Annotated in this window: 20 protein-coding genes and 1 pseudogene; 7 read left to right on the top strand and 14 right to left on the bottom strand. The window is 41.5% G+C overall.

What is annotated here, in order from left to right:
- Positions 1–205: 205 nt before the first annotated feature.
- Positions 206–2,500, top strand: coding sequence for an FAD/NAD(P)-binding protein (locus V7K48_RS23355; protein ID WP_335075804.1), 2,295 nt, complete (start codon positions 206–208; stop codon positions 2,498–2,500).
- A 13-nt stretch (positions 2,501–2,513) separates the two neighbouring features.
- Here V7K48_RS23355 and V7K48_RS23350 read toward each other — a convergent pair whose 3' ends face one another.
- Positions 2,514–3,044 carry an SDR family oxidoreductase gene (locus V7K48_RS23350; protein ID WP_335075802.1) on the bottom strand — a complete coding sequence of 177 codons (531 nt, stop codon included), beginning with the start codon at positions 3,042–3,044 and terminating at the stop codon, positions 2,514–2,516.
- Positions 3,025–3,204, bottom strand: a complete 180-nt coding sequence (locus tag V7K48_RS23345; protein ID WP_335075800.1) for an SDR family NAD(P)-dependent oxidoreductase — start codon at positions 3,202–3,204, stop codon at positions 3,025–3,027. The genes V7K48_RS23350 and V7K48_RS23345 overlap by 20 nt, the downstream gene beginning before the upstream one ends.
- Positions 3,205–3,639: 435 nt before the next feature.
- Between V7K48_RS23345 and V7K48_RS23340 the strand changes: the two genes are divergently transcribed.
- Positions 3,640–4,593, top strand: coding sequence for a D-2-hydroxyacid dehydrogenase (locus tag V7K48_RS23340; RefSeq protein WP_335075798.1), 954 nt, complete (start codon positions 3,640–3,642; stop codon positions 4,591–4,593).
- Between the two features lie 57 nt (positions 4,594–4,650).
- On the opposite strand, the gene V7K48_RS23335 is transcribed toward V7K48_RS23340, so the two are convergent.
- The 7 genes from V7K48_RS23335 to V7K48_RS23310 form a co-directional block, all read right to left on the bottom strand.
- A complete protein-coding gene (locus V7K48_RS23335) occupies positions 4,651–5,523 on the bottom strand; it encodes a bile acid:sodium symporter family protein (protein WP_335075796.1) in 873 nt (290 codons plus the stop codon).
- A gap of 162 nt (positions 5,524–5,685) precedes the next feature.
- Positions 5,686–8,067 carry an arylsulfatase gene (locus V7K48_RS23330; protein ID WP_335075794.1) on the bottom strand — a complete coding sequence of 794 codons (2,382 nt, stop codon included), beginning with the start codon at positions 8,065–8,067 and terminating at the stop codon, positions 5,686–5,688.
- A 13-nt stretch (positions 8,068–8,080) separates the two neighbouring features.
- Positions 8,081–9,139 carry a formylglycine-generating enzyme family protein gene (locus V7K48_RS23325; protein ID WP_335075792.1) on the bottom strand — a complete coding sequence of 353 codons (1,059 nt, stop codon included), beginning with the start codon at positions 9,137–9,139 and terminating at the stop codon, positions 8,081–8,083.
- Positions 9,140–9,628: 489 nt separating this feature from the next.
- Positions 9,629–10,120, bottom strand: a complete 492-nt coding sequence (locus tag V7K48_RS23320) for a GNAT family N-acetyltransferase (protein ID WP_335075790.1) — start codon at positions 10,118–10,120, stop codon at positions 9,629–9,631.
- 361 nt (positions 10,121–10,481) lie between these two features.
- On the bottom strand, positions 10,482–11,330 hold the full coding sequence (locus tag V7K48_RS23315; protein ID WP_335075788.1) for a class I SAM-dependent methyltransferase: 849 nt from the start codon (positions 11,328–11,330) through the stop codon (positions 10,482–10,484).
- Positions 11,331–11,374: 44 nt separating this feature from the next.
- A complete protein-coding gene (locus tag V7K48_RS35125) occupies positions 11,375–11,539 on the bottom strand; it encodes a hypothetical protein (protein ID WP_442949462.1) in 165 nt (54 codons plus the stop codon).
- Entirely contained in the window at positions 11,491–12,123 is a 633-nt protein-coding gene (locus tag V7K48_RS23310; protein ID WP_335075786.1) for a hypothetical protein, read from the bottom strand. Before V7K48_RS23310 ends, V7K48_RS35125 begins: the two co-directional genes overlap by 49 nt.
- Before the next feature lie 274 nt (positions 12,124–12,397).
- On the opposite strand from V7K48_RS23310, the gene V7K48_RS23305 reads away from it, so the two are divergent.
- The 3 genes from V7K48_RS23305 (at position 12,398) to V7K48_RS23295 (ending at position 14,733) form a co-directional block, all read left to right on the top strand.
- Positions 12,398–13,069 carry a glutathione S-transferase family protein gene (locus V7K48_RS23305; RefSeq protein ID WP_335075784.1) on the top strand — a complete coding sequence of 224 codons (672 nt, stop codon included), beginning with the start codon at positions 12,398–12,400 and terminating at the stop codon, positions 13,067–13,069.
- 84 nt (positions 13,070–13,153) lie between these two features.
- Positions 13,154–14,020, top strand: coding sequence for a CmcJ/NvfI family oxidoreductase (locus V7K48_RS23300; protein WP_335075782.1), 867 nt, complete (start codon positions 13,154–13,156; stop codon positions 14,018–14,020).
- A 131-nt stretch (positions 14,021–14,151) separates the two neighbouring features.
- Positions 14,152–14,733, top strand: coding sequence for a beta-class carbonic anhydrase (locus V7K48_RS23295; protein ID WP_335075780.1), 582 nt, complete (start codon positions 14,152–14,154; stop codon positions 14,731–14,733).
- Here V7K48_RS23295 and V7K48_RS23290 read toward each other — a convergent pair.
- The 5 genes from V7K48_RS23290 to V7K48_RS23270 all read right to left on the bottom strand — a co-directional run bounded on the left by V7K48_RS23290 (position 14,711) and on the right by V7K48_RS23270 (position 18,432).
- The gene (locus tag V7K48_RS23290) at positions 14,711–15,754 is read right to left on the bottom strand and encodes an Mrp/NBP35 family ATP-binding protein (RefSeq protein ID WP_335075778.1); all 1,044 of its coding nucleotides are present in this window, start codon (positions 15,752–15,754) and stop codon (positions 14,711–14,713) included. The genes V7K48_RS23295 and V7K48_RS23290 overlap by 23 nt on opposite strands.
- A gap of 14 nt (positions 15,755–15,768) precedes the next feature.
- A complete protein-coding gene (locus V7K48_RS23285) occupies positions 15,769–16,728 on the bottom strand; it encodes a HEAT repeat domain-containing protein (RefSeq protein WP_335075776.1) in 960 nt (319 codons plus the stop codon).
- A gap of 19 nt (positions 16,729–16,747) precedes the next feature.
- Positions 16,748–16,975, bottom strand: a complete 228-nt coding sequence (locus V7K48_RS23280; protein WP_012408944.1) for a 4Fe-4S dicluster domain-containing protein — start codon at positions 16,973–16,975, stop codon at positions 16,748–16,750.
- Positions 16,976–17,163: 188 nt separating this feature from the next.
- A complete protein-coding gene (locus V7K48_RS23275) occupies positions 17,164–17,625 on the bottom strand; it encodes a GNAT family N-acetyltransferase (RefSeq protein WP_335075774.1) in 462 nt (153 codons plus the stop codon).
- Between the two features lie 24 nt (positions 17,626–17,649).
- Complete coding sequence (locus tag V7K48_RS23270) at positions 17,650–18,432, bottom strand: class I SAM-dependent methyltransferase (RefSeq protein WP_335075772.1); 783 nt, start codon at positions 18,430–18,432, stop codon at positions 17,650–17,652.
- Between the two features lie 203 nt (positions 18,433–18,635).
- On the opposite strand from V7K48_RS23270, the gene V7K48_RS23265 reads away from it, so the two are divergent.
- Complete coding sequence (locus tag V7K48_RS23265; RefSeq protein WP_442949461.1) at positions 18,636–18,785, top strand: hypothetical protein; 150 nt, start codon at positions 18,636–18,638, stop codon at positions 18,783–18,785.
- A 197-nt stretch (positions 18,786–18,982) separates the two neighbouring features.
- Positions 18,983–19,216 (top strand): annotated as a pseudogene (locus V7K48_RS23260) (RNA-dependent DNA polymerase); the annotation flags it as partial.
- Between the last annotated feature and the right edge of the window lie 246 nt (positions 19,217–19,462).

Here is a 19,462-nt window from a genome sequence, read left to right as displayed (position 1 = left end):
AACGCTACGTAAATACACTATCTCAAAAGTATCCTAGCGTTATCATTTCATTTGGTTAGCCACCTTTAGATTTACTTTATAAATAGCCTCTAAGAATTTATAAGAAATCAAATCTGAATTTTTTTAGCTGGGTTGGAAAAGTATTTAGTTCCAGTAAAGAGACTTGATGAAATCAGCGTAACTATTGATTCTAGCTAAGACCGCCATGAACCCTAGTTTTTTAACTGCCCATACTCCAACCACGATCGCTATTGTTGGCGGAGGTTTTAGTGGTTCTCTAGTCGCTACCCACCTATTGAAGACTGCCAGTCAACCTCTCACCATTAAGCTGATTGAGCGTAGCGATCAAATTGGCAAGGGAATTGCCTACAGCACGGATACCAACTGTCATTTGCTGAATGTATCGGCAGGCAATATGAGTGCATTTGCCCACGATCCAGGACATTTGTTACGTTGGCTTCAGCACAACCGCGATGAGTTAACAGCATTTTTTTCAGAAGAAGTCAATGCCAGTACCTTCATACCTCGTAAGGTCTATGGTTTATATATTCAATCAGTTTTGGCAGAAGCAGAAGCCACAGCACCTAGTGATGTGCGACTAGAACGCTTGACCGATGAAGTGGTAGGGCTACAGCCTGAAGAAAAAGGCGCAATGATTTCTCTGCGTAGTGGTCGCTGTTTTGCCGCAGACAGAGTTGTGTTGGCATTGGGGAACTCACCTTCTGCACCTCCCGCCATACAAAACGCCAACAGTAATGATGAAAGTTATCTACGGAATGCTTGGTCAGCCGATGCCCTAGCAGACCTTGATGCTGATGCACCTGTGCTGCTAATTGGTACAGGACTGACGATGGTGGATATGGTTTTATCTCTGAGCGATCGCCAACATCGGGGCAAAATTTATGCTGTGTCCCGACGAGGATTATTTCCCTTAAAACATCAAGCGGCTCAACCTTATCCCTGCTTCTTGACCTCAGAAAATTCACCAAAAAGTGTACGCGGCTCGTTACGTCGGTTACGTGCCGAGGTGGAAATTGCTGCTGCCCAAGGCTACGACTGGCGAGCAGTAATTGATTCTCTGCGTCCCATGATCCAGAAAATCTGGCAAAAACTACCGACCGAGGAACAGCAACGTTTTTTGCGTCATTTGACACCCTATTGGGATGTGCATCGTCACCGCATTGCCCCAAAAGTGGCGGATGTTGTCACTGAAATGCTGGATTCTGCTCAACTCACCATTACCGCAGGGCGGATTCGGGAATATCAAGCTTTGCCGGACGGTGTGGCAGTGACTGTGTGCCAGCGCAAAACCCAAACTAATAATATCTTGCAGGTTGGCCGGGTAGTTAATTGTACGGGGGTAGCAGCAGATTATCGCCGATCGCCTCATCCTTTGATTACTAATTTGCGATCGCAGAAATTAATTCGCCCCAATGCCATCGGTTTAGGATTAGATACAGATACCCACGGTGCTTTATATGCAGCAGACGGTAACGTTTCGACGCTGTTTTATACCTTGGGAACTCCCCGCAAGGGCGACTTGTGGGAAAGTATTGCCGTTCCAGAATTACGGGCACAGGCGCAGGAATTATCTAAGGCGTTGTTGCAGTCGCTACCAGTACGTGTGCGGACTATTGCGACGATGCCTTTGTTAAGCGTAACTGATGGCAGTGCAGAGATACCCCAGTCAACTTTCCTATTTCGGCAATTTTTTGACCCTGAAACTAGTAGTTACACTTATTTAATTGCTGATCGGCAGACAGGAGATGCTGTTCTAGTCGATCCTGTATTAGAGCAAGTTGACCGCGATTTGCAATCATTGGATGAACTGGGATTAAAGCTACGCTACTGTCTAGAAACTCACCTTCATGCTGATCACATCACAGGAGCAGGCAAACTTAGGCAAAAAACAGGTTGTCAGGTGATTGTTCCTCAAAATACTGCTGTGACAAAAGCCGATCGCTCCCTTGTCGGTGACGAAATCCTAGAGGTGGGATCGGTAATCATCGAAACAATTTCCACGCCAGGTCACACCACCAGTCATATAGCATATTTGGTGAACAAAACCCATCTGTTAACTGGTGATGCCTTATTTATTCGTGGTTGTGGACGCACAGATTTTCAGGGAGGCGATGCTGGAACTCTATACGATATGGTGACACAACGCTTATTCGCCTTGCCAGATGATACTTTGGTATATCCTGCCCATGATTATAAAGGACGCACAGTTTCCACCATTGGCGAAGAAAAGCGGCTTAATCCCAGATTTAGCGATCGCAGCCGTAGTCAATTTATTACCATCATGAATAATCTCAAATTGAGTTATCCCCAAAAGATGAATGCAACAGTACCTGTGAATGAATACTGTGGTGATTTTATTCCTCAAGAAAGCTTAGATCAGGCTACAAGTTCGGCAACAGATGAAGAACAGAAACAAATAGAACTCACAGTCATGACTAATACAGAAATCTACAATGATTACTTTGCTATGTATATCTAAAGCAGAGTGAAAATCAAAATTTTTCTACCCAAGGTCGCAATTCAACTTCCCAAGTCCAAGCATTGCGAGGTTGGCGGAGAATGTTCAGATAAGTTTGAGCGATGGCATCTGGATCAAGTAAACTATCTGGTTGATTATCTGGTTCTATCCGGGTAGCAGAACGAATTCCTCCATCAATCACAAAATGCGCCACATGGATATTCTGAGGAGCCAATTCACGGGCAATGCTTTGAGCCAAACCCCGTAAAGCAAATTTACCCATTGCAAATGGTGCAGACTGAGGATAACCCTTAACACTGGCGGAAGCACCTGTAAAAAAGATAGCTCCTCTACCCACAGCTAACTGACGTTTTGCCGCCGCTTGTGCTACTAAAAAGCCATCATACGCAGTAATTTCTAGTGTTTTGGCAACATCGGCTGCGTCAAGTTCCACAAATGAACCCCGAACGCGCCAGCTAGGATTATACACAACCAATGTTGGTACTCCTAGTTTTTGTTCGACATCTGTAAATAGTTGTTCAACTTCATCTAGTTGAAGAAGCATCGGCAGTAAAACTGACGGCTCCAATTTCATCAGATAATGCTTTGAGCTTATCAATTTGTCGCGCTGCTAAAGCAATAGTAAAGCCTTCTTTTGCCAATAAACGGGCTAGTGAGGCACTGAGTCCACTACCAGCCCCAACAATCAATGCAATATTTGCCATACCTTTGATTTTTTCCTCATAATTTCATACAAACTCTCACCCTATAGAGTGATTAGCAATTTGTGATAGACTAAAAACTACAATAAATCTATCGATAAACAGTATTTTGCAGTTCATGCACAGTATCATGGAAATTCAATCCAGATCAAGTCTGCTTGGATTCCAAAAATATATATAGGTGATCCCCAGAGTCTGAATGACGGGTTACGAGAACGGGAACTAGCACCGCGTGTTCGCAAATCGTAGAATTTGTCTTTACAAGAAAGTGGGGTGAGACTTCATCTTTACTCTGGAAGTAGTAAGGAAAACTGTTAACTAGATTATGCGATGGTCGCTTTGCGAACCGCCGCAGGCATCGCTGTCTGCTCGTGATAGATGAGTAATCAGCAACATCCTCAGTAATTCAAAAATTAACATGGTATAAAGGATTAACGCGTGGTCAAACTAATTTTACCTATAGAGCTTGCTGCCGAGATTGAGCCACATCTACCATCGGATACAAAATTTGTGCGGGTAGATAGTGATGGTAATTTTGATGGTGATGCTAGTGATGCTGAAGTTTATCTCAGTGGGTTAGAATTGAAGCCCACGACTCTACATAAGGTGCTGGCAGCTGCTCCTGGAATACGTTGGCAACAGACTCCTAGTGCTGGTGTGAATCACATCTTGACACCCATTTTTCTCGAATATGATATTATCCTCACTAATGGCGCGGGGGTTCATGCAATTCCCATTTCAGAATTTGTCTTAACTTTGATCCTCTATCACGCCAAGCAGTTACGGGAACTGCAAGCAGATCACGATCAACGCATATGGGAAAAAAGCTGGTTAGTACTACCAGAGTTAGCAAATTCAACTGTGTTAATTCTTGGGACTGGGAATATAGGTCAAGCGATAGCATCTCGCGCTAAAGCATTTGGAGCGAGAGTTTGGGGTGGTCGTCGTCGTCCTGAACCTCTAACAAACTTTGATAAAATCGTCGTTGGCAATGAATGGCACGCATTGTTACCAGAAGTTGACTATTTAGTTGTAGCCACACCTCTGACACCAGAAACCAAAGCCTTAATTGATGAAACAGTACTGTGCTCGCTACCCAGTCATGCTTATTTAATTAATGTGGGTCGCGGTGCAGTTGTAGATGAATCAGCTTTAACTAAGGCTCTCACTGAAGGCTGGATTGCAGGTGCAGGATTAGACACAGTTTCTATTGAACCCTTACCGCCAGAAAGTCCTCTATGGTCATTACCTAACCTCTTGATTACACCCCATACTTCCGCAATTTCCCCAGCATTGAAAGAACGCATTGCCGCCTTGTTTCTCGATAATTTAGAGCGTTACCGAGTCGGTCAGCCTTTAAGAAATGTAGTCAATAAGCAAGCAGGATACTAAACAAGCTCCTGACTTTTTGTCAAAATGAGCAACAGAGATATTTTTGCAGTTAGGATTTCAACCTTCTACCTGCTCTATCTCTACACTGGTTCCTTGATCTAATTCTATGAACTTTGGCCCGGCGATCAAAACTACGATCATCATTAAAATACTCGTCACCATGATGATGCTCACTACGCTTGGATCTTCAAAATTACTTGTAGCTACTAATAATGCTGCGGCAAAATTACGTTGAGCTGTTCCTACTCCTAGCACTCGTTGAGTATCGATACCAGGGCCGCCCAAAAGATAACCCACAGTAAAAGAGAAGACTATGAAAACGGCACAAACTAAGATTGCACCTGTTTGTAATAAGCCAATGATATCGTTAGTGTGAACTATCAGCCTGACAACCAGACCTAAAAGCAATCCAGCATTAGATAATTTGAACAAAATTGGCTGGATAATGGGGGCGATCGCACTCAATTTTGCTTTGATGAATAACCCAATGATTAATGGGCTGACCATCATTAACAATAAGGGTTTGGCAATGTCCCAGGAGTTAATTTGTACACCTTCCACCACTAAGGGCAATACAATCGGCATATAAAAAATTGTGCCCAGCATTAGCAACATCATTAATCCCACCGAGAAAGCTATATTGCCTTTGACTATGTAGGCAAGTTTAGGTAGTGCTGGAGGCCCTGATGCTACTGCCATGATCAGTAAGCCATCTCTGAGTGGTTCACTTAAATGTACTACTTGTAGTAACAAATATACAAAAAGCGGCACTAGCACAAAATTTGTCAGCAGCGATGATATGACTAAGCGAAGGTTGCGGAGTGGTTCCCAAATCTGTTGTACAGTTAGACTTAACCCTGCACCCAGCATAGTGAACACGATAAATGTAAAAAGTGCGAGTTTGTCGATTAGTGACAAGATTTCGTTCATGATTTTTTTCTCACGCAGAGACGCAAAGGGGCAGAGGAGCAGGGGGGCAGGGGAGCAGGGGAGCAGGGGACAAGGATGGAATTATTGAACAAGTCTCTCCCTTGTCTCCCCCCTCTTCCTTGTCTACCTTGTCTTTTCTCCATGCCCAATGCCCAGTCCCTATTACTTCAATTCCAGGGTGACTTGCTGTAAGTTGCCGGTGAATGCAAAGGGTGTTTGGTAAGTATCTACCGCAGGTGTGCCAGTATCTTGACCAACATCAAAGGTTTCATCTAAACCAAATCGGTAGCCTATGGTTTTATCAATGCGGCCTTCTGCAACCTGCTGATCATTAATCAAGAGCTTACCAGTACCACCTGCTCCCGGAGCGCCACCATCATAAGTAAAGTCAAATTTGATTTGGGATTTGCCGATCGCAATTGGTTGAGAAGATTGAATGATTGTGCGATCGCTATTTAATAAGTTGTAAGCAAAGGTGGGTTTACCTTCTTTCAAAAAGAAACTCCAACCCGCAAAACGTCCGCCTTGGGTGACTAAAACGCCTTCAGTACCAGATGAAGCAGCATCCACATCGGCAGTGATGCTAAAGGAGCGATTTTTAATATTGGGAGCGCTACCTTCGGGAATCCCTGCAACAGATGTGTAATAAGTAAAGCTATTGCGTCCTGTGATTAGGTTGGAACGGATTTTGACATCAAACCGTTGAAGTAAGCGATCGTCCAAGGGTAGAACTTTATATTTCTCTGCTTCCTTCAGAAATAGATTTTGTAGTTGCGCTAACTTGTCAGGGTTCTGCTTGGCTAAATCGTTGGCTTCACTAAAGTCTTTGGTAATATCGTATAGTTCCCAATTATCTTCATCGAAGGTGGTTTTGGAGACACGCTCCCAAGGTAAGCGTCCATGACGGGCGGCTGCTACCCAACCTTGATCGTAAATGCCACGATTGCCAAGCATTTCAAAATACTGGGTTTTGTGATGGGATGGTACAGCAGGATCATCAAAGCTATAGACAAGGCTAGTACCTTCGATGGGTTGTTGTTTTACACCGTTGACTACCTCTGGTTCTTCAATCCCCACAGCTTCCAGAATTGTAGGCGCAATATCAATTACATGATGGAATTGGCTCCGCAGTCCACCACGATTTTTGATGCGTTCGCCCCAAGCCACAACTAAACCATTGCGGGTTCCGCCGAAGTGAGAAGCAATTTGTTTTGTCCATTGGAAGGGGCTATCCACTGCCCAAGCCCAAGCTGCATGAAAATGATTGAAGGCTTTCGGCCCACCTAAATCATCTAAAGCCGCGAGAACTTCTTGAGGACTTTCTGCTACGCCATTAAAGACTTTTAATTCATTAACACTACCTGTTAAGCCGCCTTCAGCACTCGCACCATTATCGCCGGCGATGAAAAAGACTAAGGTATTATCTAATTCACCAAGTTGATCAATCGCGTCAATGACTCTACCAATTTGTGCATCGGTATGGCTGAGGAAACCTGCAAATACTTTCGCCTGACGCGCATAAACTTTCTGCTCGGTGGGAGTGAGGGAATCCCAAGCCGGGAGTTCCGCCGGGCGAGGAGTCAGTTTAGTATTGGCGGGAATTACACCCAAGGCTAGCTGACGAGCAAAGATGTCTTCGCGTAATTTATCCCAACCTCGATCAAATTTACCCTTGTACTTGTCGATCCATTCCTTAGGCGCATGGTGTGGGGCATGGGTAGCGCCAGTGGCAAAGTAGGTAAAGAAGGGTTTATCAGGAGCGATCGCTTGTTGGGTACGAATCCACTTAATTGCATGGTCTGCTAAATCGGGGGTGAGGTGATAATCAGGGCGATTTGGTTTCTGAATATGTTGGGTATTTTCCACCAAAGCTGGACTCCATTGATTGGTATCACCGCCCAGAAATCCATAAAAGTACTCAAAACCTAAAGCTGTGGGCCAGCGATCGAATGGGCCGGCTGCACTGGTTTCATAGTCTGGGGTATTGTGCCATTTGCCAAAGGCCGCCGTGTTATATCCATAATTTCGCAATACTTCGGCGATCGTTGCTGCACTTCTAGGTAAAATCGCAGTATAACCTGGATAGCCTGTGGCTAACTCCGTAACCACACCTGTACTCACAGAATGATGGTTGCGTCCTGTGAGCAATGCGGCTCTGGTAGGAGAGCAGAGTGCTGTAGTGTGGAATTGGTTATAACGCAATCCCCTTTCTGCTAGACGGTCTAAATTAGGCGTATCGATCAGACCGCCAAAGGTGCTGGTTTGTCCAAAACCGACATCATCAAGCAACACCAACAAAACGTTTGGTGCATTTTCTGGAGCCTTAATAGGTTTAGGGAAGTCTGGTTGGGATTCTTTGTAAGTAATGCCAATTTTGCCTTGAAAAGATGGTTGGGGTAATGGCAATTTGTCGCCGTAGTCCGCCCAAGCAGGTAGAGGTAAGAGGCTAGAAAATATTAGCGTCAGGGCTGTCAAAAAGGCGATCACACCAGAAGTTAACTTGAGAGATACATACAAAGAATCTTTCTTGTGAGGATCAGTCATACAATTTTGGATTTTAGATTTTGGATTTTGGATTTATAAATAGTGTGCTGGAAGGCAAATTTTTAACTAGCCGAAACCCGATATGAGTAGTTCCCGTATCGGGTGATTCTGACTCCCGCGCCGCCGGACGGAAGCGGCTACAGTAATTGGGAGCGCAGAGATATGATCCCCCCTTAATTACGTGTAACTTTGATTCATCGGGCTTTTTGGGATCAAAGCTTTGATTTAAGGCAATAGGATTAATTTGATCGGATTTGCGATCGTGTCCGACTTGAAAAAAATCAGTAGTCCATTCCCAAACATTGCCGGTCATGTCATAGAGTCCATAACCATTGGGTGCAAAAGAACCGACGGGAGCAATGCCCAAGTGACCATCGGCTTTAGTGTTGAAAAAGGGAAAAATTCCTTGCCAAGTGTTGGCTTTATGTTCAGAATATTTATTGCCCCAAGCATAGGTTGCACCATCCAAGCCACCACGGGCGGCATATTCCCATTGAGCTTCGGTGGGTAGGGATTTTCCTGACCATTTGGCGTAGGCTAGGGCATCTTCGTAAGCTATGTGAACAACTGGATAATTGGATTTGCTAGCGATGCCTGCAACGGGCTGCACCAACGCACTGTCTGGGCCAAAGGGATGTTGCCAATTCGCGCCAGTAGTCCAATGCCACCAACTCAGAAAGGAAACTTGCTTGACACCTGGTTTTGGCATCTCAAACACTAGGGAACCCGGTAATCGCTGCTCATCGGGTAAATCGGGAAACTGTTCTTGAGATAAGGGACGCTCTGCAACTGTCACATATCCTGTTTCCTTGACAAATTCACTAAATTGTGCATTTGTTACCTCATATTTATCAATACAGAAGTTAGTCACCGTTACATCTCCAGGCGATCGCTCTTCCACAAAACTGGAATTATCAGACCCCATTTTGAACGTTCCTCCTGAAATCATCGCCATACCTTGGGGACAGGGATTGACTGTGGCTGCCAATGCGGTTGTATTGATGAATAAGAGTGCGATCGCTATTCCCTGAATAAATATTAATGTGAGAAAGCAATATTTTTTTCCATACATAATATTCTCACTTTTGCTATTTCTAATTGAATGCCTGTAGTTCATCAATAAAATTCAACTTTTCTTAAAACTTATATCATTTTGGATTTTAGATCAACAATCCCCCTTTTCGTTGTATTTTTCAGTAATCTATTTCTCGCATTACATTATTTATTGTCGAAAAATCTATATTTTATAACAATATATCTTAAGCAAACTTTCAATCTTTGATACTATGCAGAAACTGTTAACTCTAAACTCAGGCTAATTTACAATAAATATCTTTATTTATGTTAAGGGACTTCCAAGAAATAAATTACCCAAATAAACGCAGACGCATTTGCGGAGCGTCTCGTCACAGGCTACCACAGAGGCATAGATAAATGAGGAAGAGAGAGTTTTTGAGCTATTTTTTTATTTGCAATTTCCTAAAATACTAAAAACCGATTAATTTACCGATGTTTTATCTAATATTGATAAATTACATCTTGTGAAAATATAAGTCAAGCACTATATATATTTAGCTACAAAAAAGCTTAACACCACCTCAGTGAGATATTGGTGTAGCCACAAAACCAGTTTTGATACCCTTCTTAAACCCAGTTTTTCGTAAAACTGGAGTACTTCCTTGGTTTGACTTCCACTTTGGAGCATTACTTTGTAACAATTATGACTCCATACAGATTGTAACGCATGATGTATCAGGCACTTTCCTCCACCTTGGCGACGATAATCGGGATGAGTAATTACATTCTCAATTAGTCCATAGGGACGAGCGCCTCGCGTCAGATTAGGGACGATCACCAAAATACAAGAGGCAATTAAGTTTCCCTCCCAGTCTGCTACAAAGCAATTAATCTTGCTATCGCTCAATATTTCGTTCCATATTTTCTCAAGAGTTGATGCATCAGGTAAGGGAGCATCCGTTGGGTTCAGATGTTTGTACAGATATAGCAGTGCTGATAATTCATCTTGCTTAACGCTGCGTATTGAAATATCCATAATTTATCTAAGGTTTTAAATTGCTTTGTAAACCCATATTTAAAACTTAGCCTCAGAGGATAGATTAGTTTTTAAAGGGTACGAAGTTGAGTCACAAAATCTTGTGGCATCTTTCTCCCTAGTCTTTGCTCAATGACAGCAAGACAATCAGCCATTTTGCAACCTTATAAATAACAAAATGGCTTTTTCAAGTTTCAATATCAGGCCAAACTCGGCGACAAATTCAACAAGAATACGATTACCCAATGTCTCGCTGTCTACCAATACTCCATCACAGTTGAAAATAACCAGTTCTGTTTGCACTTAATATTTATTTTTCTTAATTAACTAAGGTTTGATAAGGTTAATGTGCATCTTGCTGTCAGACTGCCACTTTTTTAGCAATAGCCATAATGTGAGCGCTCACACCTAGCGTAGAAGGTTCAGTCTCTATCCAACGAATAGCTTGTAGGAGTCTTTGACGGCAACTTTGTTCACTCCAATGTTCCTCAAAATTTTGTAGTAATTTGCCTGGGCCTTCTATGGCTAACAGCTTTTCACAATATAACCCTGCTTCTTCTACCTCTGCTTTTAGTTCATCAGGATGATGAAAGAAGGCTGTTGTAAAGTAAGCAGGATGGTTACTCGGATTACGATGCTGCCCTTCAAGCAAGTCTTGATGAGCAATTTCCACAAACTTCGGATCGTCTAGCCATCCCCGAAATAAACCGTCTAAAAGCGAAGCAAAGCGAGAACAAGCAACGCCAAAAACAAGACCTCCGCTCTTTAAAACACGATCAGCCTCGCGTAACGCTTCTATGCGATCGCTACGTTCGATCAAGTGATACAGTGGCCCAAATAGAAGAACTGCATCGACGCTGTTGTTTGCTTGATTTAACTGACGGGCATCTCCAACTTCTGCGCTTGCAAGTGGATAATCTGGCTGAACCTGAGAAGCAGAACGGGCTTGTTCTACGTGCAAAGGAACTGCATCAATCAGATGAACTTTATACCCTAGCTGGGCAAGCCAACAAGCATAGATGCCTGAGCCGCCACCAACATCGAAAATCACTGCGGGAGGAGGAGGCAAGTAGCGGCTAAGAAGCTCTTGGGTGCGAACTAGTTCAATCGGATTTGTACGCTTTGATAAGCGTTCAGCTTCTAAACCACGCTCATAATGACCTAGTACCTCATCTAAAAGCGGGTTTTGTAAATTAGACTTGTCTGACATGAAATTTCCTCTTTTTAAGATTTAATCTATGAATTGCTCTATGACTAAATAGCAAAGAGTTTTCCTCTCGGACGAAGTGCAGATTCAATAGAAGCACGCCTTGCTAAACTCCATATTGTGGCTTGGTTTGCTGTGACTACAGGAATATTTAAATCATTCTCTAATTCCTTAATAACCTCAAATGTTCTCCATGCTGTACAGGGCAACACAATAGCATCTGCACCTTTGTGAGATACCTCTTTGATGAAAGCTGCGGCTTCATCGGGTAACTAATGCCAAAGTAATTATTTTTCACTACTTCTTTTGGGCGTTCATCACCTTTAAACCCCACTATTTCAAAAGACGCTTCACTCAAAAACGTTTTTAGCGTTTGGTTGTTCCATTCTGGATAAGGGGTGACTACAGAAATTTTCCTAATTTTTAGGTATGTCAACGCTTCTAATAGAGCTAAAGCAGGCACAATAACGGGTACTCCTAGCGCCTGTATCAAACGTTGCTCTAATTTTTCAGCAAAAACTCGCACTTGGTAAAATGTTGCTGTTGTGAAGCCGTATGCTCCAAAATGTATCCCGGCTCTAGCTAATTTTTTTACTTCCTTAACAGCTTCTTCGTTAATGTCATCCATTGATTCATAGTTCTCAGATGCGTGGGAGCGTTGGGCAATCACGCGATGGCTATGAACACTGACTTGACTGGAAAAAGCACAGTGAAAGTCAGGCTCAAACGTCGTGTTACCTACGGGTACTAGCAAGCCAAGACGGATCTGCCTACTAGAGTCAGATTTTGAGTACATAAGAATACCTCTTTTTGACAACCTTGATTATGTCTAGATATTTATTTAATTACACTAATAATTAGGTTTGCATATTTTCATAAAGACTGTATAATATTTAAAATACGTTAAATCGACCGATAAGCTGTAGTATACATCTAACTGACGCAGATACCTGCCAGTCAATTATTTAACTGCACTAATCAACACATCTTGCTTCTGTCTTATTGCTTTAGTTGGAGTTGTGCAATCTCAAATAGTCTGCATGTCACGATAATTACAAGGAAAAGATTTTATGAGTAACATACAACTGTACTTCGCCAAAGCCTCTACCTTCTCTCAACGGACTCGTGTAGTCTTACTGGAAAAAGGCATTGACTTCACCCCGATAGAAATTGACTTACAAAATAAACCAGATGGGTACACGCAGATTTCCCACTATGGCAAAGTTCCAGCTATCGAGCATGGAGATGTTAAAATTTACGAGTCCGCTATCATCAATGAATATCTAAATGAGGTTTTTCCCGAACCAGCTTTATTACCCCGCGATCCCGCAGCTAAAGCGATCGCTCGGATTTGGATAGACTACGCCAATACTCGCCTTGTCCCAGCTTTTAACAAATTTCTGCGCGGTAAAGATAGCACCGAACAAGAGCAAGGACGAAAAGAGTTCACAGAAGCACTTCTATATATTGAACAACAAGGATTAGGCAAAGGTGATTACTTGTTAGGAGATCACTTTAGCCTAGTTGATATCAGCTTCTATCCTTGGTTTGAACGTTTACCACTCTTAGAACACTTCCGTAAATTCACACTACCAGCAGAAACACCTCGTTTGCAGACATGGTGGAATCTGGTAGGCGATCGCTCCTCAATCCAAGCAGTAGCAAACCCTGTAGACTTCTATTTGGAAAGATTCGCCAAAGTTCTCGGTGAACCTGTTCCCGTTGGTGCATCTCAAAAATAGGATAAAGGGGTGTGGTAATGGAAGTGAATCATTAACTGTTAAGTATTGACCAAAAATTAACCAAAATCCAAAATGGGATGACCTATGAGCTTAAATAACCAAGTTATAGACAGACCGATTTCCCTGGATCTGCCATCCGTAGAGGCTAACCTCACTTACCTGATTCCAACGGCAGAAAAACCTGTTAACTATACTTATGAACCGCCAGCCGGGATTCCCCGCACGAATTCAACTTATCAGACGCACAAACTGCCAATTTACAATGCTCGTTCTATCTCAGAGAACATCTCATTAGATAAAGAAGGATTCGCTTTTACTGGACATAATACTAATGTCCGCGACTTTTACGATGAAGACGAAGTACGCCGCGTCTACTATCCAGAAGCCGAGCAATTATTAAAAGAGGTGACAGGTGGAACTAAGGTAGTGATATTTGATCACACTCTGCGTAACGCCGGTCAGTCAAAGCCAGGTGAGAATAATATTAAAGAACCTGCCTTGCGCGTACACAACGACTTCACCGCTAAATCTGGCTATACTCGCGCCCGTTTGGAACTAGCAGCGCAAGGCATAGATGACATTAATGCGCTACTAAAACAACGATTTGCCATCATCAATGTTTGGCGAGCGATCGCACAACCAATTCAGGAGTCACCATTGGCAGTGTGTGACGCGCAAAGCATTGCAATAACAGACCTTGTAGCTGGTGATTTAGTGTACCGCGATCGCGTCGGTGAAACTTATGGAGTCACGTATAACTCCAAACATAAATGGTTCTACTTTCCGCAAATGCACAGAGACGAAGCACTATTTATCAAATGCCTCGACTCCGCAGGAGACGGACACGCCCGTTTTGCCGCCCATACAGCCTTTGAAGACCCCACCAGCCCAGCCAACGCTCCCCCACGAGAAAGCATCGAACTACGAACATTGGTCTTTTACCCCGCATAAATAGCAAAAACTTGTCTCAAACTCCTACTCTCTGCGCCCCTAGGACAGGTGTGGTCTATTTACTTTTGGTTTGCTAATCTAGCGGTAAGCGTTAGCTATGCCGTCAGGCTTATCGCCCACATAAATTCAAAATGAGCCAAATTGTAGAAGAAGTTCTAGCAGCTAATCTTAGTTACACTGATAAATTCGGTGATAAAGGTAATCTCACTATACCCCCATCTCGTCGGTTTGCAATTCTCACGTGCATGGATGCTCGACTTGACCCAGCTAAATTTGCTGGACTAACTGAAGGAGATGCTCATGTAATTCGTAATGCAGGGGGACGTGCTAGCGATGATGCGATTCGCTCTTTAGTAATTTCTTACAAATTACTTGGGACGCGTGAATGGTTTGTAATTCATCACACTAATTGCGGGATGGAAACCTTCACTAATGAAATCATCAGTAATTTACTTTCTAGTAGCCTCAAAACAGCCAAGCTAGATGAAATAGGTTGGTTAGATATTGGATCTGGGTCGGGATCAAGCGAAGGCAAGTTTATCAATTGGTTGACTATTGATGACCAGGCTAAAAGCGTCTATATAGATGTACAACGGATTCGTTTGCATCCATTAGTTCCGAATGAAATTCCTATCTATGGCTATATCTACGATGTCAAAACAGGGCAATTAATTGAAGTTCCTGAAGCTACTAAACTTGGTCAAGCTGCGTAGTTTGATCGTGTAACATAAAAGTAGTATTTAATGAAGTAGCTATTTGTGTAAAAACCTCCTTTGCTGGTGAAGCGTATTCGCTTATCGCAATCGGATTTCCAGTATCACTACCGCTACAAATGCGGGAATCAATGGGAATTTGTCCCAAGAGAGGCGCTTGTAATTCTGCGGCTAGTTGTTCGCCGCCACCACTACCAAAAATCGGTGTGCGTGAACCACAATCACTACAAATTAAATAACTCATATTTTCAATGATGCCAAGGATAGGAACACCCACTTGGCGAAACATATATATGTTACGTCGTACATCTGCAACAGCCACTTGTTGAGGAGTTGTTACTAAAATGACTCCACCAATTGGGCTTTCTTGGATAATTGTAATTTGAGCATCACCTGTACCGGGAGGTAAATCTATCAATAAATAATCTAATTCCCCCCATTCCACATCTTGCAAAAATTGCGTGATAATTTTATGCAATACAGGCCCTCGCCATGCCAAAGGACGATTTGCTTCTGCAAGTAAACCCACTGACATTATTTTTATTCCCTGAACTTCTAGAGGTAAAAACTTATCACCTGTGGGAGTATTAATCACTTGAATATCAGCTTGTCCTAAACCCAACATCTGGGGAACATTGGGGCCATAAATATCAGCGTCTAATAGTCCTACTTTTGCACCTTGTAATTTTAAAGCTGCGGCGATATTAACGGCTGTTGTGGATTTGCCCACACCACCTTTACCACTAGAAACTGCAAGAGTTATTTTAACACCGGGAATTGTACAAATTTGAATATAAGTTTTTTTACACCAAGATAGAGATGATAATTTAGATTCAATTTCTGGCTGTAATTGGTGCTGATGAGAACCAATATATAAACGTAAGTAAATATAGTCATCAACTATGCGTAAGTTTCGGATCATTCCCAAACTAACGATGTCATTTTTTAAGATAGGTTCGATAACCTGTTTGAGGAGTTGGACTACTTGTTGCTGATAGAAATTATCCTTTGATTGCATCATTATTGTCAATTCACTTAACCCAATACGACTTTTTTATCTGTTTGAATCTTTTGAATTGCCCGTTGTGCTTGGATAGACACTTCTTTGTCAGGATCATCTAAGGCTTGTTGTAGGGGGTTAATAACGTCGGGATGAGCTAAATTCCCAAGTGCGATCGCAGCTTCTTTGCGGACATATGCATATTCATCTGTTAAGGCTTGAATTAATCTCGGCATAACTTGAATATCTGGAATTTTTTGCAAAGCTTGTGCTGCTGATTTTCGCACTTGCCAATGTTGATCATTTAAAGCTATTTCTAATACTGAAATTGCTTGATTATTTGCATGAATAGCCAGAGATTTAGCTGCATTCCGGCGAACTTGCCAGTCACTATCATTTGTAAGTGCTTGACAAAGTATTGTAATCACTTCTGCATCTTGTAAATGTTCTAAAGTTAAAGCAGCAGCACAACGTACACTTGCTTTCTCATCAAAGATTAAATTTAAAGCTTGCGGACATTTTTCTAGTTGATTGATATATCGCAGTGTAGTAACGGCTGCTTCTCTTAACTCAGAATTTTTTGATTCTAAAAATGGTAAAATGTCAGGTAAAGATTGAATATCATGTATCTTCCGCAAAAGCAATAAAATATTTAATTGAATATTTACATCATTACTTTGGAGTTGCTCTAGTAAAAGTAACAATTCTTTTTGTGTAACTAACTCGTTTAATGCTGATGCGGCTTCAGTGCAAATATCTGTATCTACTGAACCAAGGCATTCAATTAAGGCAGGAATGGCAACAGGATTAGCAATTTCCCAAAGGGCAGATATTGCTATTTTCTGAACAGTAATATGTTCGTCTTTCAAAGCGATAATTAAAGCATCGATTGTTTCGTCATCGCCTAGATGTTGCAAGGTTTTGACAGCTACTATACGATCATTTACGTCAGGCGATCGCAACATGTCTAGCCAATGTTTGAGGTCATCATTCATTAATTTTTACCACAGATAGTTAACGTAATAAAAAGGGAATTTGCACAGTAATTGCATTGGTTGGACATTCTTTTTCACAAGGTAGACAAAACCAACACTCATCATATTTCATGTAGGCTTTGCCTGTTTCTGGATTTTTTGCCAATACATCCAAGGGACAAACTTCAATACAAGCTGTGCATTTTTCTAGACATTTCGATTCATCAACGATCACAGGAACATCTATTCTCTGATTGATTAAAGCCATAAAATAACTCCATAATTTTGTACTGAAACTGCTAAATGGTAAAATAAATGGGGTAAGCTTGCATAAATTATCTCACCATTGTAGGTTGTTTAGATGCATACGATGTAGTTTATTCAAATATTTAAATCCCAGACGAGCATTAAGCAGACGGGGAGTGGCAAATATATTAATTAACTGCATATTTTTCACTAAAACAGGTTTTTATTAAAAGTTAATGATTGCTTGATATTGGTATAGCCAATTTTCTCATAAAACAAGTGAGCTTCTTTGCGCTTAATATTAGAACGTAACAGAACACTATCACATCCAGCCAGAGAAGCCCACTGTTCAATTTGTTGCATTAAAAAACGTCCAATTCCACTATGATGATAATCTTTATCTACAAATAATCCCAAAATAATCGCTGGAGTTGGAATAACTATTGAGTCACAAATATGAGCGTGTACCCAAGCTATTACATATTCATCTTCTAAAGTGGCAACATACACAATATGAGCATCGTTATTTTTAATTTTAGTAAGGCGCTGCTCTATTTGTTGGTTTGTCACAGAATATTCAAGTTGTTCGCAAAGACTAGCAATTCTATCGACATCTTTAATCTCAGCTTGTCTAATTTTAATTTTATCACTTACACTAACTTTGTTTGTCATAATTTAATTTTAAATTACAATGATTTAGTTATCCAGCGTTGCACGGATAAAACGATAGCCTATATCAATCTCTATCAAATTGTGAATATCATCATATTTTTTGCTCCATTCTCCACTACTTAAATCTGCTGCAAGTAACTTTACTCCTTGTTCTGCTAAATCTTGATTAGCTAAAGCAAAAGATGATATTCCTGCACGTACTTCTGGTTGAAGATATAACTCTGGTCGTCTCCAGCCTGCTGCTGCGAATAAATCAGATAAATCATATGGTAACAAAAGGGGTATAGCTTCAACACGCCTTTTAGTATTACTCTGAATTAAATTAATCTGTTTGTTAAGTGGTAAAAATTGTAACGCATCTTCCCACAAAAACGGAAAATAATCATAAAGCCATATCTTCTGAGCTAATCTAATATCAAAACTTAACAATATTATTGCCCCATCTCTAATTATTCTGTGCATTTCCTGAAAAGCTTTTGCGAGATGAGAAAAGTGATGAGTTGCCAGGATACTTACAACAGCATCAACAGACTGATTTGGTAAAGGTAAATTTTCTGCATAGCCAGTAAACCACTTAATTTGCTGATGTTTTACTGCTTGTTTTTGCATCACTACAGAAGGTTCAACAGCATTAACAAGAAATCCTTTATTAGCTAGCGCTAGACTGTAACCACCAGTACCAGCGCCAATATCAGCCATAATGCTACTTCTGGGTAAATTGAGTAAATCAATTAATTTATTGACAATACGGATATCAGGAACGCGAGTTTTTGAGTATTGTTGACCGATTGAATTATATATAGACATATTAGAAAATTCCTCCAAATAATTTAAAACAAACTATTTAAAATTTAACTTTAGATTAATAAAGAAAAAATCTGTTAATTAAAAAAATCCAGCAAATTTAAGAGTTCACTTATCATAAACTTTGGTTTTGCTTCTTGTGGTAAATTTTGATTTTTTCTGTTGTAATAGGCATCGCCTAAATCGTTTGGTGCTGATTTGGGTTGATGCTGGCTATCAAGGTAGAAGGCTTTATGAGATGGGTGATGGATACTTATCACTGGATTTTGGAGGTTGTGCGTCGTTCGGTTAATACTAAAGGCTTTGTTCTGTTGCCAAAGCGTTGGGATGTGGAGCGTGTGCGATTCGTTGCTTAGTGAATTACGGTAATCAGTCTGTACATAATTAAGCCAGCCTGAAATCCCTCACATTTGAAGAACGCTTCAATAGACCTCTTGCAAAAATCCTTGAATCACCCCTCCCCAACCCTCCCCGATGTATTGGGGAGGGCGCAAGATTTCAAGTTTCCCCCCAATATATCGGGGGGATTAAGGGGAGTCTATTCGACTTATGCAAGAGGTCTAATCTAGAAGAACTACTCAAAATGAATAGTGGAAATTGGAAACATCAAGGCTTAAAGGAAATTTCCATTCCTAAAAAGGACGGGACTACCAGAATGCTTAAAATACCAACTATCGCAGATAGAGCCTGGCAATGCCTTGCAAAATATGCACTTGAACCAGCACACGAAGCCACTTTCCACGCCAGGAGCTATGGGTTCAGAACTGGGCGAGATCGCAATGATTCGGTTAATGCTGAGAAGACTCGCTTAATTGAGTTATTTAATACTTTCCAAACATCCTCTTAGAAAAGTCGGGGATCTAGACACCTTGAATGTCACCTTCGGCTGATTACTTTTAATTTTTCATACCTCACCCGAAATACACTTAACTTTAGTCGCTTAAACTTCCGCGCAACGGTATTAGTAGAGGTCGGCGGAAATAAACCTACCATTCAAAACAGCCAGAAAGCCAAAAATTAAAACCTTTTGACT

Origin of the sequence: Nostoc sp. (assembly GCF_036919615.1) — a bacterium.
Classification (GTDB): Bacteria; Cyanobacteriota; Cyanobacteriia; order Cyanobacteriales; family Nostocaceae; genus Nostoc.
This window is presented reverse-complemented; position numbering and strand designations above follow the sequence as displayed.

Coding starts and splice junctions, on each gene's coding strand:
- V7K48_RS23275 (WP_335075774.1), bottom strand. CDS start 17,625: ATGACAAACAAAGTTAGTGTAAGTGATAAAATTAAAATTAGACAAGCT.
- V7K48_RS23280 (WP_012408944.1), bottom strand. CDS start 16,975: ATGGCTTTAATCAATCAGAGAATAGATGTTCCTGTGATCGTTGATGAA.
- V7K48_RS23265 (WP_442949461.1), top strand. CDS start 18,636: ATGCTGGCTATCAAGGTAGAAGGCTTTATGAGATGGGTGATGGATACT.
- V7K48_RS23330 (WP_335075794.1), bottom strand. CDS start 8,067: ATGACTGATCCTCACAAGAAAGATTCTTTGTATGTATCTCTCAAGTTA.
- V7K48_RS23355 (WP_335075804.1), top strand. CDS start 206: ATGAACCCTAGTTTTTTAACTGCCCATACTCCAACCACGATCGCTATT.
- V7K48_RS23290 (WP_335075778.1), bottom strand. CDS start 15,754: ATGATGCAATCAAAGGATAATTTCTATCAGCAACAAGTAGTCCAACTC.
- V7K48_RS23350 (WP_335075802.1), bottom strand. CDS start 3,044: ATGCTTCTTCAACTAGATGAAGTTGAACAACTATTTACAGATGTCGAA.
- V7K48_RS23300 (WP_335075782.1), top strand. CDS start 13,154: ATGAGCTTAAATAACCAAGTTATAGACAGACCGATTTCCCTGGATCTG.
- V7K48_RS23295 (WP_335075780.1), top strand. CDS start 14,152: ATGAGCCAAATTGTAGAAGAAGTTCTAGCAGCTAATCTTAGTTACACT.
- V7K48_RS23310 (WP_335075786.1), bottom strand. CDS start 12,123: ATGTACTCAAAATCTGACTCTAGTAGGCAGATCCGTCTTGGCTTGCTA.
- V7K48_RS23345 (WP_335075800.1), bottom strand. CDS start 3,204: ATGGCAAATATTGCATTGATTGTTGGGGCTGGTAGTGGACTCAGTGCC.
- V7K48_RS23325 (WP_335075792.1), bottom strand. CDS start 9,139: ATGTATGGAAAAAAATATTGCTTTCTCACATTAATATTTATTCAGGGA.
- V7K48_RS23315 (WP_335075788.1), bottom strand. CDS start 11,330: ATGTCAGACAAGTCTAATTTACAAAACCCGCTTTTAGATGAGGTACTA.
- V7K48_RS23270 (WP_335075772.1), bottom strand. CDS start 18,432: ATGTCTATATATAATTCAATCGGTCAACAATACTCAAAAACTCGCGTT.
- V7K48_RS23285 (WP_335075776.1), bottom strand. CDS start 16,728: ATGAATGATGACCTCAAACATTGGCTAGACATGTTGCGATCGCCTGAC.
- V7K48_RS23335 (WP_335075796.1), bottom strand. CDS start 5,523: ATGAACGAAATCTTGTCACTAATCGACAAACTCGCACTTTTTACATTT.
- V7K48_RS23305 (WP_335075784.1), top strand. CDS start 12,398: ATGAGTAACATACAACTGTACTTCGCCAAAGCCTCTACCTTCTCTCAA.
- V7K48_RS23320 (WP_335075790.1), bottom strand. CDS start 10,120: ATGGATATTTCAATACGCAGCGTTAAGCAAGATGAATTATCAGCACTG.